Origin of the sequence: Bacillus cereus group sp. BfR-BA-01382, from assembly GCF_022663475.1 — a bacterium.
GTDB classification, from domain to species: Bacteria; Bacillota; Bacilli; order Bacillales; family Bacillaceae_G; genus Bacillus_A; species Bacillus_A thuringiensis_S.
This window is the reverse complement of the sequence record NZ_JAKUFQ010000066.1, coordinates 16,128-31,108: the sequence shown is the minus strand read 5'-3', so window position 1 is coordinate 31,108 and position 14,981 is coordinate 16,128. Positions and strand designations below refer to the sequence as shown.

The window sequence follows — 14,981 nt, the reverse complement described above, 5'->3', positions numbered from 1 at the left end:
CAGCTGTATTGTTACAAAAAGTTTGGGAATTTGTGCGTGAACAAGGTTACGAGTTAGGGAACTTAGATTGTACAATTATTGCTCAAAAGCCAAAAATGGCACCGCATATTGAAAGTATGCGTAAACGTATTAGTGAACTGTTAGAAACGTCTATAGATAACATTAATGTAAAGGCAACAACAACAGAGAAATTAGGATTTACAGGTAGAGAAGAAGGAATTGCTTCTCAAGCAGTGGTATTATTACAGAAAAAATAATGGTTTTTAATTCGTAAGATGGATAATCACATTTTTTTGTTGTACAATTATAGAATGTGTAGACATTAAGAATGGAAGGTGTACCAATTATGGAAAAGCAAGTGAGAGTGCGCTATGCGCCAAGTCCAACAGGACACTTACATATCGGAAATGCGCGTACGGCATTATTTAATTATTTATTTGCTCGTCATTTAGATGGCAAGTTTATTATTCGTATTGAAGATACTGATGTAAAACGTAACGTGGCTGGTGGAGAAGAAAGCCAATTAAAATACTTGAAATGGCTCGGTATGGACTGGGATGAAGGTGTTGATGTTGGCGGTGAATTTGGACCATATCGTCAAACAGAGCGTTTAGATATTTATAAAAAATTATATCTAGATTTATTAGAGCGTGGTTTAGCTTACAAATGTTATATGACAGAAGAAGAGCTAGAAGCAGAGCGTGAAGGACAAATTTCTCGTGGTGAAACACCTCGTTATGCAGGTAACCACCGTGATTTAACTGAAGAACAAATGAAAGAATTTGAAGCTGAGGGACGTATTCCAAGTATTCGTTTCCGTGTACCAGCTGATCGTGATTACACATTTAAAGATATCGTAAAAGATGAAGTAGCATTCCATTCAAATGATTTCGGTGATTTCGTTATCGTGAAAAAAGATGGAATTCCAACTTATAACTTTGCGGTAGCAGTAGATGATCACTTAATGGAAATTACACATGTACTTCGTGGTGATGACCATATTTCAAATACGCCAAAACAAATGATGATTTATGAAGCTTTCGGTTGGGATATCCCGCAATTTGGCCATATGACTTTAATTGTAAATGAAAGCCGTAAAAAATTAAGTAAGCGTGATGAATCTATTATTCAATTTATTGAGCAATATAAAGAGCTTGGATATCTTCCAGAAGCAATCTTTAACTTTATTGCACTACTAGGTTGGTCGCCGGTAGGAGAAGAAGAAATCTTCTCTCAAGAAGAGTTTATCAAAATGTTCGATGCAGCTCGTTTATCAAAATCACCTGCATTATTTGATTCTCAAAAATTAAAATGGATGAACAACCAATATATGAAAAAGCAAGATTTAGATACGGTGGTAGAATTAAGCTTACCGCATCTAGTGAAAGCTGGACGTATAGGTGAAACTTTAAGTGAACAAGAGCAAGCTTGGATTCGTGATGTAATTGCGTTATATCATGAACAAATGAGTTTTGGAGCTGAAATTGTAGAGCTTTCTGAAATGTTCTTCAAAGATCATGTTGATCATGAAGAAGAAGGACAAGAAGTATTAAAAGGTGAACAAGTACCAGAAGTACTTCGTGCATTTGCTGGTCAAGTAGAAGCACTAGAGGCGATGGAACCAGCAGCAATTAAGGCGGCTATTAAAGCAGTTCAAAAGGAAACAGGTCATAAAGGTAAAAACTTATTTATGCCAATCCGTGTTGCAACTACTGGTCAAACACATGGCCCAGAGCTTCCTAATGCTATTGCACTTCTTGGAAAAGAAAAAGTTTTAAATCGTCTTCAAAAAGTAATTGGTTAACATTTTCTAGGTTTAGAAATATAATAAGTATACTTAAAACCTAATAAGGAAAAGCGACGAGAAGGAGAAGTAGAAAATCAGGCTTTTTACAGAGAGAACCACCTTTAGGCTGGAAGTGGTTTATAAGCGGGTTTTTGAAATGCCCCTTCGAGTCTTCTGCTGAACAGCAAAATGTTTTGTGAAACATCTTAAGGCGTTAAAGTAAGCAGAAGCGGTGTACACCGTTATCAGAGATGAGTTTGAGGCTTTTTTAGCCTAAACAGAGTGGAACCGCGCTTAAAAGGCGTCTCTGTCAATATGACAGAGGCGTCTTTTTTTATACCGTAAAACTGGGTATGAGTATAAATTTTATCTACGTGTATAAAGATTTAGGGAGATAAGTAGGGAGTTAGTTCACTCGAAAAAGCAGCCCATAAAGGGGAGGGAACATCGATGTTTAAGAGGCTTCGGGAAGATATTGAAGTCGTTTTTGAACAGGATCCAGCGGCAAGAGGTTATTTCGAAGTCATTTTAACTTACTCTGGATTACATGCAGTTTGGGCTCATCGAATTGCACATGCTTTTTATAAAAGGGATTTTTTCTTTCTTGCACGTTTTGTTTCACAAGTTAGTCGTTTTTTTACTGGCATTGAGATTCATCCAGGAGCAACTATTGGTCGACGCTTTTTCATAGACCATGGAATGGGAGTTGTAATTGGAGAAACTTGTGAAATTGGTGATAATGTAACAATTTATCAAGGGGTTACATTAGGTGGTACAGGAAAAGAAAAAGGCAAGAGGCATCCAACAATTCAGGATAATGTATTAATTGCGACGGGTGCTAAAGTCCTTGGTTCTATTACTGTGGGAGAGAATTCTAAAATCGGGGCAGGGTCTGTCGTATTAAAAGAAGTTCCTGCACATTCTACAGTTGTAGGTATACCTGGCCGAGTCGTTATTCAAAATGGAGTAAAGATTGGTCAAGAATTAAATCACTCTGACCTTCCGGATCCAATTTTTGATAAATTAAAGGCTATGGAAGTAGAACTTGATAAATTGAAGAAACAACTGGAAGTAAAGGTAGAAAGGAAGGATAAAAATGACTATTCACATTTATAATACGTTAACACGTCAAAAAGAAGAGTTTGTTCCATTAGAAGAAAATAAGGTAAAGATGTATGTATGCGGACCTACAGTCTATAACTACATTCATATTGGCAATGCAAGACCTCCTATGGTATTCGATACAGTACGTCGCTATCTAGAATATAAAGGGTACGATGTGCAATACGTATCGAACTTTACGGACGTAGATGATAAATTAATTAAAGCGGCAAATGAATTAGGTGAAGATGTACCGACAATTGCTGATCGTTTTGTTGAAGCGTACTTTGAAGATGTAACAGCGCTAGGTTGCAAACACGCAACAGTCCATCCTCGTGTAACAGAAAATATGGATATCATTATTGAATTTATTCAAGAACTTGTGAATAAAGGGTATGCATACGAATCAGAGGGTGATGTGTACTTTAAAACGAAGGGATTCGAAGGTTACGGTAAATTATCACATCAACCAATCGCAGATTTACGTCACGGTGCTCGTATTGAGGTAGGGGAAAAGAAACAAGACCCTCTTGATTTTGCTTTATGGAAAGCTGCGAAAGAAGGAGAAATCTTCTGGGAAAGCCCTTGGGGGCAAGGGCGTCCAGGGTGGCATATTGAATGCTCAGCAATGGCACGTAAGTACTTAGGGGATACAATTGACATTCATGCTGGTGGTCAAGACTTGGCGTTCCCGCATCATGAAAATGAAATTGCGCAGTCGGAAGCATTGACTGGAAAAACGTTTGCACGTTACTGGATGCATAATGGATATATTAATATTAACAATGAGAAGATGTCTAAATCGCTTGGTAACTTTATTTTAGTTCACGATATTATTAAGCAATACGACCCACAGTTAATTAGATTCTTTATGTTATCAGTACACTATCGTCATCCGATTAACTTTAGTGAAGAGTTATTACAAAGTACGAATAATGGGCTGGAAAGAATTAAAACAGCTTATGGAAACTTAAAGCATCGTATGGAAAGCAGTACGGATTTAACAGACCATAATGAGAAATGGTTAGTTGAAATAGAGAAATTCCAGACTGCATTTGAAGAGGCAATGAATGATGACTTTAACACTGCGAATGCAATTACCGAATTATACAATGTAGCCAATCATGCAAATCAATATTTACTTGAAGAGCATACATCTAAAGTTGTGATCGAAGCATACGTAAAACAATTGGAAACGTTATTTGATATTTTAGGATTAGAATTAACGCAAGAAGAATTGCTGGATGAAGAAATTGAAGAACTTATCCAAAAGCGCATTGAGGCTCGTAAAAATCGCGATTTCGCATTGTCTGATCAAATTCGTGACGATTTAAAAGGACGTAATATTATTTTAGAAGATACCGCTCAAGGTACAAGATGGAAAAGAGGATAAGGATGATTGATGCAAAGCAATTAAACAGCTTGGCGTTAGCGTATATGGGTGATGCGGTATATGAACAATATATCCGCTATCACCTCCTTCAAAAAGGAAAGGTTCGCCCTAATCAATTACATCGCTTAGGGACGAGCTTTGTTTCAGCAAAAGCACAGGCGAAAGTTGTTTATCATTTATTAGAGACGTCGTTTTTGACAGAGGAAGAAGAGGCGGTATTAAGAAGAGGACGTAATGCAAATTCAGGTACGGTTCCGAAAAATACGGATGTACAAACATATCGACATAGTACAGCCTTTGAAGCGCTAATTGGTTATCATCATTTATTAAATAACCGTGAAAGATTAGACGAAATTGTATATAAGGCAATTGCAGTTTTAGAAGAAAAGGAAGGGGGCACATCATCATGAGTAGTGAATATATTATCGGACGTAACCCTGTAATTGAAGCGTTACGATCAGGGAGAGATATTAATAAAATTTGGATCGCAGAAGGTGCTGCCAAAGGACAAGTGCAGATTGTACTAGCGTTAGCGAAAGAAAATAAGGTTATTTTACAACATGCACCAAAGAAAAAGTTAGATCAATTAGTTGAGGGTAATCATCAAGGTGTAATCGCTCAAGTAGCTGCATATCAGTATGCGGAGTTAGAAGATTTATTCAAAGTGGCAGAAAAACGTAATGAAGATCCATTCTTCTTAATTTTAGATGAGATTGAAGATCCGCATAACTTAGGATCTATTATGCGTACTGCTGATGCGACAGGAGCTCATGGGATTATTATTCCAAAGAGAAGGGCTGTGGGGCTTACAGCGTCAGTTGCGAAAGCATCAACAGGAGCAATTGAATACATTCCTGTTGCACGCGTAACGAACTTATCCCGTACAATTGATGAATTAAAAGAACGTGGACTTTGGATTGCTGGTACAGATGCCAAAGGAAAAACGGATTATCGTAATTTAGATGGTAAAATGCCGATTGGGTTAGTAATTGGTAGTGAAGGAAAAGGTATGAGCCGTATTATTGGTGAAAAGTGTGATTTCCTAATCACTCTACCGATGGTTGGTAAAGTTACATCCTTAAATGCTTCCGTAGCCGCAAGTTTGTTAATGTATGAGGTATATCGTAAACGTCACGAAATTGGTAAATAAAAGATGAACGATATTTTAATCGTTGACGGTTACAACATTATCGGAGCTTGGGGAGATTTGAAGAAACTGCGGGATGTAGATTTACAATCATCAAGAGATGCACTTATTGATAAGATGGCGGATTATCAAGGTTATACAGGCACAAAAGTGATGATAGTCTTTGATGCCTATACAGTACATGGTATTGAAAAAAAGATGAAACAATCTCGTGTGGAAGTAATATTCACACGAAAGAATCAAACTGCAGATGAAAAGATAGAGCAACTTGCGATAGAGCTTAGAAATATAAATACACGAATATATGTTGCGACTTCTGATTACACGGAACAATGGGTTATATTTGCGCAAGGTGCCCTTCGGAAATCTGCGCGTGAATTAGAGTTGGAAGTACAGGCAATGGAGCAACAAGTAAGAAGGCGTACAAAAGACACGAAAGAACAGCAACCCGCCATGCGAAAGATATTTAGTAAAGATATTACAGAAAAATTAGAAAAATTAAGAAGAGGAGAGCGTTGAAGCATTGACGCTCTTTGTCTTTTTACTGTATAATATTGCTAAATAAATAGCGGTCGGAGGGATCAAGGTGGAAGCAGGCTTCGTAAGTGTAGGCGACGTTACATTTCGTGATTTAGAGGATGAGGCAATCGTTGAGTTAGTTCGAAAAGGTAATACTGACGCTCTAGAATATTTAATTCACAAGTATAAGAACTTTGTTCGCGCGAAATCAAGATCTTACTTTTTAGTGGGTGCCGATCGAGAAGACATTGTTCAAGAAGGTATGATAGGGTTGTTTAAAGCAATTCGTGATTATAAAGAGGACAAGCTGTCTTCATTCAAAGCATTTGCTGAACTGTGTATCACTCGACAAATTATTACCGCTATTAAAACGGCAACAAGACAAAAACATATTCCCTTAAATTCATATGTGTCTTTAGATAAGCCGATTTACGATGAGGAATCTGATCGAACATTATTGGATGTTATTTCTGAAGCGAAGGTAACTGATCCTGAAGAGATGATTATTAGCCAAGAAGAATATACAGACATAGAATCAAAAATATCAGAATTATTAAGCGATTTAGAAAGAAAAGTACTTTCTTTATATCTAGATGGGCGTTCTTATCAAGAGATTTCAGAACAGTTAAACAGACATGTGAAATCTATTGATAACGCTTTACAGCGGGTGAAGAGGAAATTGGAACGATATATGGAAATGCGAGAAAGTACAACTTTAAATTCATAACAAATAACAAGTACAACAGGTGTAAAATAAATCACCTGTTTTCTTTTGTAGAGCGTACAAAATGCATGTCATTGACATTGTCTTTTATTGTATGATACATTTTTAGGGACATAATGTTACAAGGTTGGTGTAACTAATGAGGAAAAAAGTTGTACTCTCATGTGAAGAGTGTAAAAATCGAAACTACTCTACTATGAAAGATACGAGCTCAATAGAGCGACTTGAAATAAAAAAGTTTTGTAAAACATGCAATCAGCATACAGTTCACAAGGAAACAAAATAAATAATTGAAATAATACACTGGAGGTCCCGCAGATGCGTTTAACGAACTTTTTCGGCGATGTAGGTCGCGAAATGAAAAAAGTAAGTTGGCCTAAAAAAGATGAATTACTCCGCTCAACAGCGACTGTTGTTGCTACAGTTGTGTTCTTTGCGATTTTCTTCGCAGTAGTTGATATGGGCATTTCTTCTTTAATTCGGTTAATTCTTGGTTAATTCTTGAATAAGAAGCACTTATCCATGATATAATGTTATTTATAAGAACTGTGTAAAAGCCCGGTGAACGGGTTTTTTCATTTGCGCAAAAAAATGTACGTCAGGGAGGGAAGGACGCTCGTCCTAAATGAATGGAAAAAAGTTGGTATGTTGTCCATACTTATTCTGGATATGAAAATAAAGTAAAAGCAAACCTAGAGAAGCGTGTAGAATCAATGGGTATGCAAGATAAAATTTTCCGTGTTGTTGTCCCGGAAGAAGTAGAAGTAGAAATGAAAAACGGAAAAGAAAAATTAATGAAAAGAAAAGTGTTCCCAGGTTATGTATTAGTAGAATTAATCATGACTGATGATTCTTGGTATGTTGTACGTAACACGCCGGGTGTAACTGGGTTCGTTGGTTCTTCTGGTTCTGGATCTAAGCCATCGCCTCTATTAGAAGAGGAAGTTGTTACCATTATGAAACATATGGGAATGGACAACGAAGTGGTTGATTTCGACTTTGAACTTCATGAGACAGTACGTGTAAATGAGGGGCCATTCGCAGATTATACAGGTGCTATTGAAGAAATTGATGTGGAGAAGAAAAAGGTTAGTGTACTTGTGGACATGTTTGGTCGCGAGACTCCAGTTGAACTTGACTTCCATCAAATTGAAAAATTATAAAATGAAACTTGAAATGAATTGTAAAAAGTGATAATATCTTTTAAGTCAGTACGTCTTCATTATCGGAGGCGTTTTTTGAAAGATTTTATCCTTACAGATAAAATATGACGTGGGAGGGCAAATCACTGTCCAATTGACCACATCACGGACTTAAGGAGGTGTGTCTCGTGGCTAAAAAGGTAATTAAAATGGTAAAGCTTCAAATTCCTGCAGGTAAAGCTAACCCAGCTCCACCAGTTGGTCCAGCATTAGGACAAGCAGGTGTTAACATCATGGGCTTCTGTAAAGAGTTTAACGCTCGTACAGCAGATCAAGCTGGTCTTATCATCCCTGTTGAAATTACGGTATTTGAGGACCGTTCATTCACTTTCATTACTAAAACTCCTCCTGCTGCTGTTCTTCTTAAGAAAGTAGCTGGTATTGAGTCTGGTTCTGGTGAACCAAATCGTAATAAAGTGGCAACTGTTAAGCGTGATAAAGTACGCGAAATCGCTGAAACTAAAATGCCTGACCTAAACGCTGCTAGCGTAGAAGCTGCAATGCGTATGGTTGAAGGTACTGCACGCAGTATGGGCATCGTTATCGAAGACTAATTCGATTTGTTTTTAAAAAAAGGTTGCGGGTCTGGAATTCCAATTCGCAACCTTTATTATCGTAAATGATTATCGTTTTTAAATAAATGGATGGCGCTCATCCTCAGGTTATACCTGAAAACAGGCGTAAACGTGGGAGGTTATTCCGCTAAAACCACATTCGAGGAGGAAATAAAAATGGCTAAAAGAGGTAAAAAGTACGTAGAAGCTGCAAAGCTTGTTGACCGTGCAGCTGCTTACTCTGCAACAGAAGCAGTAGAATTAGTAAAGAAAACAAACACAGCTAAATTTGATGCAACTGTAGAAGCTGCATTCCGTTTAGGTGTTGACCCTAAGAAAGCTGACCAACAAATCCGTGGTGCAGTTGTTCTTCCGCACGGTACTGGTAAAGTACAACGTGTATTAGTGTTCGCTAAAGGTGAAAAAGCTAAAGAAGCTGAAGCTGCTGGAGCTGACTTCGTAGGCGATACTGATTACATCGGTAAAATCCAACAAGGTTGGTTCGATTTCGATGTAGTAGTAGCAACTCCTGACATGATGGGTGAAGTTGGTAAACTTGGTCGCGTATTAGGACCTAAAGGTTTAATGCCAAACCCTAAAACTGGAACAGTTACTTTCGATGTAACTAAAGCTGTTAACGAAATCAAAGCTGGTAAAGTTGAATACCGCGTTGATAAAGCTGGTAACATCCACGTTCCAATCGGTAAAGTATCTTTCGAAGATGCTAAATTAGTAGAAAACTTCAAAACAATCGCTGATACTTTATTAAAAGTTAAGCCATCTGCTGCAAAAGGTACTTACATGAAGAACGTAACAGTTGCTTCTACAATGGGACCTGGCGTACGTGTAGACGTTTCTACATTAGCGTAAAAATTGGAAGTTGACTTCATAAAGAAGATTTAATATAATCATTTATGTTGTGAATTTAAATAGTGTACCGTAGACAGTAGGTGTCAATAGACTTAATTTCCTACCTAGGTGTTAATATACGAAACGGAATTTTTTTTCTGTGACTATATGCCTCCATGTCTACAAGTTGGGCATGGAGGTTTTTAGTGCACTTTCGGTACATCTTCTATATAATCTACAGGAGGTGTAATAACATGAGCAAAGTAATCGAAACTAAACAACAAGTTGTAACTGAAATCGCGGACAAACTTCGTGCTAGTAAATCTACGATCGTTGTTGACTACCGTGGTTTAACAGTTTCTGAAGCAACAGAATTACGTAAGCAATTACGTGAAGCTGGCGTTGAGTTCAAAGTTTACAAAAACTCTCTAACTCGTCGTGCTGCAGAATCTGCTGAAATGGCTGAGTTAAACGAATTCTTAACAGGACCAAACGCAATCGCGTTCAGTAACGAGGATGTAGTTGCTCCTGCGAAAGTATTAAACGACTTCGCTAAAAATCATGAAGCTTTAGAAATTAAAGCGGGCGTAATCGAAGGTAAACTTGTAACACTTGATGAGGTTAAAGCAATCGCTACTCTTCCATCACGTGAAGGCTTACTTTCTATGCTTCTTAGCGTTCTTCAAGCTCCAATCCGTAACCTTGCACTTGCTACTAAAGCAGTTGCAGAACAAAAGGAAGAGCAAGGCGCTTAATTTTTTAAAAGATAATTACGTATTATCGATAAAACAATACAAACCTATTTAAGGGAGGATATTTACAATGACTAAAGAACAAATCATTGAAGCAGTTAAATCTATGACTGTATTAGAACTTAACGACTTAGTAAAAGCTATCGAGGAAGAATTCGGCGTAACTGCTGCTGCTCCTGTAGCTGTTGCTGGTGGCGCTGGAGAAGCTGCTGCTGAGAAAACTGAATTTGATGTGGAACTAACTAGCGCTGGTGCACAAAAAATCAAAGTTATCAAAGTTGTTCGTGAAATCACTGGTCTTGGCTTAAAAGAAGCTAAAGAATTAGTTGACAACACTCCAAAAGTAATCAAAGAAGCTGCTGCTAAAGAAGAAGCTGAAGAAATCAAAGCTAAACTTGAAGAAGTTGGCGCTGCTGTAGAAGTTAAGTAATTAACTTTTGATGCTTTAAAAAAAGCTCGCTCTCATGCGAGCTTTTTTTTTAACTGTAAAGAAGAGAGGTGGCCATATGGCAGACCATTATTTTTCTAACGACCCTTCTAGTAAAAGTGATCGTAAGCGATGGGAATTTGCACTTCGTGGATCTCAATTTACTTTCTTATCCGACCATGGGGTGTTCTCGAAAAACGAAGTGGACTTTGGTTCCCGTCTTTTAATTGAAGCTTTTCAAATGCCAGATATTAAAGGTAATATATTAGATGTAGGTTGCGGATACGGTCCTATTGGTTTGTCGCTAGCGAAAGAGTTTCAAGGTCGTGAAGTTCACATGGTGGATGTGAATGAAAGGGCGCTTGGACTTGCGAAAGAAAACGCCGCTAATAACAAAATCGAGAATATACGTATTTTTCAAAGTAGCGTCTATAAAAATGTAGATGGCAAGTATGCTGCTATTCTATCTAACCCTCCAATTCGTGCGGGTAAAGATGTCGTACATGAAATTTTAGAAAAAGCTGTGGAGTATTTAGTTCCAGGTGGAGAACTTTGGATTGTTATTCAAAAGAAGCAAGGTGCACCATCTGCGCTGAAAAAACTAGAGGAAGTATTTTCTGAAGTTGAGGTTGTAGAAAAGAAAAAAGGATATTATATCATAAAATCAAAAAAACGTTGACGGTTATTTTTGGCTATGTTAACATTATACAATGCCAATATATGATTTTCTGCGTTGAGAAAGATGTATATTTTTGTTTCTCTTGGAAAAGATAGTAAAATCAGCAGATTATGAAACAGAATGATGGTTTTCTTATAGAAGCCATTTTTCTTTTTTGAGCAGGTAGAAAGACTCAACGTATTTATCTTTAAGAGAAAAAGACTACGCTAATAGCAGTAGTTGTATTTATTTGTGATTTTGCACAAATTTTTTTGTGCATTTATAATACTCATGATTTGAGGGGTGAAGCAGTTGACAGGTCAACTAGTTCAATACGGACGCCACCGCCAACGAAGAAGTTATGCCCGTATTAGTGAAGTATTAGAGTTACCAAATCTTATCGAAATTCAAACCTCTTCTTATCAGTGGTTTCTTGATGAGGGTTTGCGAGAAATGTTCCAAGACATTTCTCCGATTGAAGACTTTACGGGAAATCTATCGCTTGAATTTATCGACTACAGCTTAGGTGAACCTAAATACTCTGTAGACGAATGCAAAGAGCGTGATGTGACGTATGCAGCACCACTTCGTGTAAAAGTGCGTCTAATCAACAAGGAAACTGGTGAAGTAAAAGAACAAGATGTGTTCATGGGAGATTTCCCACTCATGACAGAGACTGGAACATTCGTAATTAACGGTGCAGAACGTGTTATCGTTTCCCAGTTAGTTCGCTCTCCAAGCGTATACTATAGTGGCAAAGTGGATAAAAACGGAAAACGTGGTTTTACTGCTACTGTAATTCCAAACCGCGGAGCTTGGTTAGAGTATGAGACAGATGCTAAGGATGTTGTATATGTGCGTATTGACCGTACGCGTAAACTTCCTGTAACTGTTTTGTTACGCGCATTAGGGTTTGGCTCTGATCAAGAAATCACCGAGCTTTTAGGTGATAACGAATACTTAAGCAACACATTAGAAAAAGACAACACAGATAGCACAGAAAAAGCATTGCTTGAAATTTATGAGCGTCTACGTCCTGGTGAACCACCAACAGTAGAAAATGCTAAGAGCTTACTTGTGTCTCGTTTCTTCGATCCAAAGCGCTACGATTTAGCAAATGTAGGTCGCTATAAGATCAACAAGAAGTTACACATTAAAAACAGATTGTTTAATCAACGTTTAGCTGAAACATTAGTGGATCCAGAAACTGGTGAAATTTTAGCGGCAGAAGGAACAATCTTAGATCGTCGTACACTTGATCGCATTTTACCTTACTTAGAGAAAAACATTGGATTCAAAACAGCGAAACCAATGGGTGGAGTGGTAGAAGGCGATGTTGAGCTGCAATCTATTAAGATTTATGCTCCTGAGTCGGAAGGCGAACGCGTAATTAATGTAATTGGTAATGCAAACATTACTCGTGATGTGAAACACATCACACCAGGTGATATCCTTGCTTCTATCAGTTACTTCTTCAACCTACTATACAAAGTAGGAGATACAGATGATATTGACCATTTAGGAAACCGTCGTCTGCGTTCTGTTGGAGAACTATTACAAAACCAATTCCGTATCGGCCTTTCTCGTATGGAACGTGTTGTTCGTGAGAGAATGTCGATCCAAGATACAAATGCAATTACACCACAGGCACTAATTAATATTCGTCCTGTTATTGCATCTATTAAAGAGTTCTTCGGAAGTTCTCAGTTATCTCAGTTCATGGACCAAACAAATCCATTAGCAGAGTTAACTCACAAACGAAGACTATCTGCATTAGGACCTGGTGGTTTAACGCGTGAGCGCGCAGGCTTTGAAGTACGTGACGTTCATTACTCCCACTATGGTCGTATGTGTCCGATTGAAACACCAGAGGGACCAAACATTGGTTTGATTAACTCATTATCTTCGTTCGCGAAAGTAAATGAGTTTGGTTTCATTGAAACACCATACCGTCGTGTTGACCCAGAAACTGGTCTTGTAACAGGGCATGTTGATTATTTAACAGCAGATGAAGAAGATAACTATGTTGTAGCCCAAGCGAATATGAAATTATCTGATGAAGGTGAATTCCTAAGTGAAGATATCGTAGCTCGTTTCCGTGGCGAAAATATTGTCACAAATAGAGAACGCATCGACTACATGGATGTATCTCCAAAACAAGTAGTGTCGGCAGCGACAGCTTGTATTCCGTTCTTAGAAAACGATGACTCTAACCGCGCACTTATGGGAGCGAACATGCAACGTCAGGCGGTTCCGTTAATGAATCCGGAATCTCCGATTGTAGGTACAGGTATGGAGTACGTATCAGCAAAAGACTCGGGTGCTGCAGTAATCTGTAAACATCCTGGTGTTGTTGAGCGCGTAGAAGCACGTGAAGTTTGGGTACGTCGCTATGTAGAAGTTGACGGTCAAACAGTAAAAGGCGACTTAGATCGCTACAAAATGCAAAAATTCATTCGTTCTAACCAAGGAACTTGTTACAACCAACGTCCAATCGTAAGTGTTGGAAATGAAGTTGTAAAAGGTGAAATCCTTGCGGATGGTCCTTCTATGGAATTAGGTGAACTAGCACTTGGACGTAACGTGCTTGTTGGCTTCATGACTTGGGACGGTTATAACTACGAGGATGCGATTATCATGAGTGAGCGCCTTGTAAAAGATGATGTGTACACTTCTATTCATATTGAAGAATATGAATCAGAAGCTCGTGATACGAAGCTTGGACCAGAAGAAATTACACGTGACATTCCAAACGTTGGGGAAGACGCATTACGTAACCTTGACGAGCGCGGTATCATTCGCGTTGGTGCTGAAGTAAAAGATGGAGATTTACTTGTTGGTAAAGTAACACCTAAAGGTGTAACAGAATTAACAGCTGAAGAACGTCTATTACATGCTATCTTTGGAGAAAAAGCGCGTGAAGTACGTGATACATCACTACGTGTACCACACGGTGGTGGCGGTATTATCTTAGACGTAAAAGTATTCAACCGTGAAGATGGCGATGAATTGCCACCAGGTGTGAATCAACTTGTACGTGCATATATCGTTCAAAAACGTAAAATTTCTGAAGGTGACAAGATGGCCGGACGTCACGGTAACAAAGGTGTTATTTCTCGTATTTTACCAGAAGAAGATATGCCTTACTTACCAGACGGTACGCCAATCGATATTATGTTAAACCCATTAGGGGTACCATCTCGTATGAATATCGGTCAGGTATTAGAGCTTCATCTTGGTATGGCAGCAAGATACCTGGGCATTCACATTGCAACACCAGTATTCGATGGTGCTCGTGAGGAAGATGTTTGGGGCACAATTGAAGAAGCTGGTATGGCAAATGACGCGAAAACAATCCTGTATGACGGACGTACTGGTGAACCATTCGATAACCGCGTATCTGTTGGTGTCATGTATATGATCAAACTTGCGCACATGGTTGACGATAAACTTCATGCTCGTTCTACTGGACCATACTCACTTGTAACGCAGCAACCTCTTGGAGGTAAAGCTCAGTTCGGTGGACAGCGTTTCGGTGAGATGGAGGTTTGGGCACTTGAAGCTTACGGTGCTGCTTATACTCTTCAAGAAATCTTAACAGTGAAGTCTGATGATGTTGTTGGACGTGTTAAGACTTATGAAGCAATTGTTAAAGGCGAAAATGTTCCAGAACCAGGCGTTCCTGAATCATTCAAAGTATTGATTAAAGAGCTGCAAAGTTTAGGTATGGACGTTAAAATGATGTCTAGCGACGATACAGAAATTGAAATGCGTGATACAGAAGATGATGATGATCATCAATCAGCAGATAAATTGAATGTTGAAGTTGAGACAACTAAGGAATAATTGGGATAACCTGTAGACTAAAA

General features: G+C 38.4%; 17 protein-coding genes and 2 other annotated features. All 17 genes read left to right on the top strand.

Annotated elements, in window-relative coordinates:
* On the top strand, window positions 1-257 hold a 257-nt coding region (locus MR160_RS22380), incomplete at its 5' end, for a 2-C-methyl-D-erythritol 2,4-cyclodiphosphate synthase (protein ID WP_346670368.1).
* An 89-nt stretch (window positions 258-346) separates the two neighbouring features.
* Window positions 347-1,804, top strand: a complete 1,458-nt coding sequence (gene gltX / locus MR160_RS22375) for a glutamate--tRNA ligase (RefSeq protein WP_000415149.1) — start codon at window positions 347-349, stop codon at window positions 1,802-1,804.
* 47 nt (window positions 1,805-1,851) lie between these two features.
* Window positions 1,852-2,098, top strand: a binding site (T-box leader).
* 138 nt (window positions 2,099-2,236) lie between these two features.
* Window positions 2,237-2,902 (top strand): serine O-acetyltransferase, encoded by a 666-nt coding sequence (gene cysE / locus MR160_RS22370; protein ID WP_000476495.1) that lies wholly within the window; start codon window positions 2,237-2,239, stop codon window positions 2,900-2,902.
* Entirely contained in the window at window positions 2,883-4,280 is a 1,398-nt protein-coding gene (cysS, locus tag MR160_RS22365) for a cysteine--tRNA ligase (RefSeq protein WP_242298065.1), read from the top strand. Before cysE ends, cysS begins: the two co-directional genes overlap by 20 nt.
* A gap of 2 nt (window positions 4,281-4,282) precedes the next feature.
* Window positions 4,283-4,690, top strand: a complete 408-nt coding sequence (locus tag MR160_RS22360) for a Mini-ribonuclease 3 (protein WP_000564265.1) — start codon at window positions 4,283-4,285, stop codon at window positions 4,688-4,690.
* Window positions 4,687-5,430 carry a 23S rRNA (guanosine(2251)-2'-O)-methyltransferase RlmB gene (gene rlmB, locus MR160_RS22355; protein WP_000093762.1) on the top strand — a complete coding sequence of 248 codons (744 nt, stop codon included), beginning with the start codon at window positions 4,687-4,689 and terminating at the stop codon, window positions 5,428-5,430. Before MR160_RS22360 ends, rlmB begins: the two co-directional genes overlap by 4 nt.
* Before the next feature lie 3 nt (window positions 5,431-5,433).
* Window positions 5,434-5,946, top strand: a complete 513-nt coding sequence (locus tag MR160_RS22350; RefSeq protein WP_000997887.1) for an NYN domain-containing protein — start codon at window positions 5,434-5,436, stop codon at window positions 5,944-5,946.
* Window positions 5,947-6,013: 67 nt separating this feature from the next.
* Entirely contained in the window at window positions 6,014-6,673 is a 660-nt protein-coding gene (locus MR160_RS22345) for an RNA polymerase factor sigma-70 (protein ID WP_000387198.1), read from the top strand.
* Between the two features lie 136 nt (window positions 6,674-6,809).
* Complete coding sequence (gene rpmG, locus MR160_RS22340) at window positions 6,810-6,956, top strand: 50S ribosomal protein L33 (protein ID WP_014481927.1); 147 nt, start codon at window positions 6,810-6,812, stop codon at window positions 6,954-6,956.
* Between the two features lie 32 nt (window positions 6,957-6,988).
* Entirely contained in the window at window positions 6,989-7,168 is a 180-nt protein-coding gene (secE, locus tag MR160_RS22335; protein ID WP_001241323.1) for a preprotein translocase subunit SecE, read from the top strand.
* A 131-nt stretch (window positions 7,169-7,299) separates the two neighbouring features.
* Window positions 7,300-7,833: a transcription termination/antitermination protein NusG gene (gene nusG, locus MR160_RS22330; protein WP_000415794.1), complete on the top strand. Its 534-nt coding sequence runs from the start codon at window positions 7,300-7,302 to the stop codon at window positions 7,831-7,833.
* A 167-nt stretch (window positions 7,834-8,000) separates the two neighbouring features.
* Window positions 8,001-8,426: a 50S ribosomal protein L11 gene (gene rplK / locus MR160_RS22325; protein WP_001085872.1), complete on the top strand. Its 426-nt coding sequence runs from the start codon at window positions 8,001-8,003 to the stop codon at window positions 8,424-8,426.
* 177 nt (window positions 8,427-8,603) lie between these two features.
* Entirely contained in the window at window positions 8,604-9,296 is a 693-nt protein-coding gene (gene rplA, locus MR160_RS22320; RefSeq protein WP_002084079.1) for a 50S ribosomal protein L1, read from the top strand.
* A gap of 49 nt (window positions 9,297-9,345) precedes the next feature.
* Window positions 9,346-9,490: a sequence feature (ribosomal protein L10 leader region), on the top strand.
* Between the two features lie 39 nt (window positions 9,491-9,529).
* Entirely contained in the window at window positions 9,530-10,030 is a 501-nt protein-coding gene (gene rplJ / locus MR160_RS22315) for a 50S ribosomal protein L10 (RefSeq protein WP_000048717.1), read from the top strand.
* Between the two features lie 67 nt (window positions 10,031-10,097).
* Window positions 10,098-10,457 carry a 50S ribosomal protein L7/L12 gene (rplL, locus tag MR160_RS22310; protein WP_000159736.1) on the top strand — a complete coding sequence of 120 codons (360 nt, stop codon included), beginning with the start codon at window positions 10,098-10,100 and terminating at the stop codon, window positions 10,455-10,457.
* A 76-nt stretch (window positions 10,458-10,533) separates the two neighbouring features.
* Window positions 10,534-11,133, top strand: coding sequence for a class I SAM-dependent methyltransferase (locus tag MR160_RS22305; RefSeq protein ID WP_044783180.1), 600 nt, complete (start codon window positions 10,534-10,536; stop codon window positions 11,131-11,133).
* A gap of 291 nt (window positions 11,134-11,424) precedes the next feature.
* Window positions 11,425-14,958, top strand: a complete 3,534-nt coding sequence (gene rpoB / locus MR160_RS22300; RefSeq protein WP_000147553.1) for a DNA-directed RNA polymerase subunit beta — start codon at window positions 11,425-11,427, stop codon at window positions 14,956-14,958.
* The last annotated feature ends 23 nt before the right edge of the window (window positions 14,959-14,981 follow it).

Bases quoted from the DNA above. Each gene is read 5' to 3' on its own strand.
- secE (WP_001241323.1), top strand. From the start codon at position 6,989: ATGCGTTTAACGAACTTTTTCGGCGATGTAGGTCGCGAAATGAAAAAA.
- rpmG (WP_014481927.1), top strand. From the start codon at position 6,810: ATGAGGAAAAAAGTTGTACTCTCATGTGAAGAGTGTAAAAATCGAAAC.
- cysS (WP_242298065.1), top strand. From the start codon at position 2,883: ATGACTATTCACATTTATAATACGTTAACACGTCAAAAAGAAGAGTTT.
- MR160_RS22360 (WP_000564265.1), top strand. From the start codon at position 4,283: ATGATTGATGCAAAGCAATTAAACAGCTTGGCGTTAGCGTATATGGGT.
- MR160_RS22350 (WP_000997887.1), top strand. From the start codon at position 5,434: ATGAACGATATTTTAATCGTTGACGGTTACAACATTATCGGAGCTTGG.
- cysE (WP_000476495.1), top strand. From the start codon at position 2,237: ATGTTTAAGAGGCTTCGGGAAGATATTGAAGTCGTTTTTGAACAGGAT.
- nusG (WP_000415794.1), top strand. From the start codon at position 7,300: ATGGAAAAAAGTTGGTATGTTGTCCATACTTATTCTGGATATGAAAAT.
- rplJ (WP_000048717.1), top strand. From the start codon at position 9,530: ATGAGCAAAGTAATCGAAACTAAACAACAAGTTGTAACTGAAATCGCG.
- MR160_RS22305 (WP_044783180.1), top strand. From the start codon at position 10,534: ATGGCAGACCATTATTTTTCTAACGACCCTTCTAGTAAAAGTGATCGT.
- rplA (WP_002084079.1), top strand. From the start codon at position 8,604: ATGGCTAAAAGAGGTAAAAAGTACGTAGAAGCTGCAAAGCTTGTTGAC.
- rlmB (WP_000093762.1), top strand. From the start codon at position 4,687: ATGAGTAGTGAATATATTATCGGACGTAACCCTGTAATTGAAGCGTTA.
- gltX (WP_000415149.1), top strand. From the start codon at position 347: ATGGAAAAGCAAGTGAGAGTGCGCTATGCGCCAAGTCCAACAGGACAC.
- rplL (WP_000159736.1), top strand. From the start codon at position 10,098: ATGACTAAAGAACAAATCATTGAAGCAGTTAAATCTATGACTGTATTA.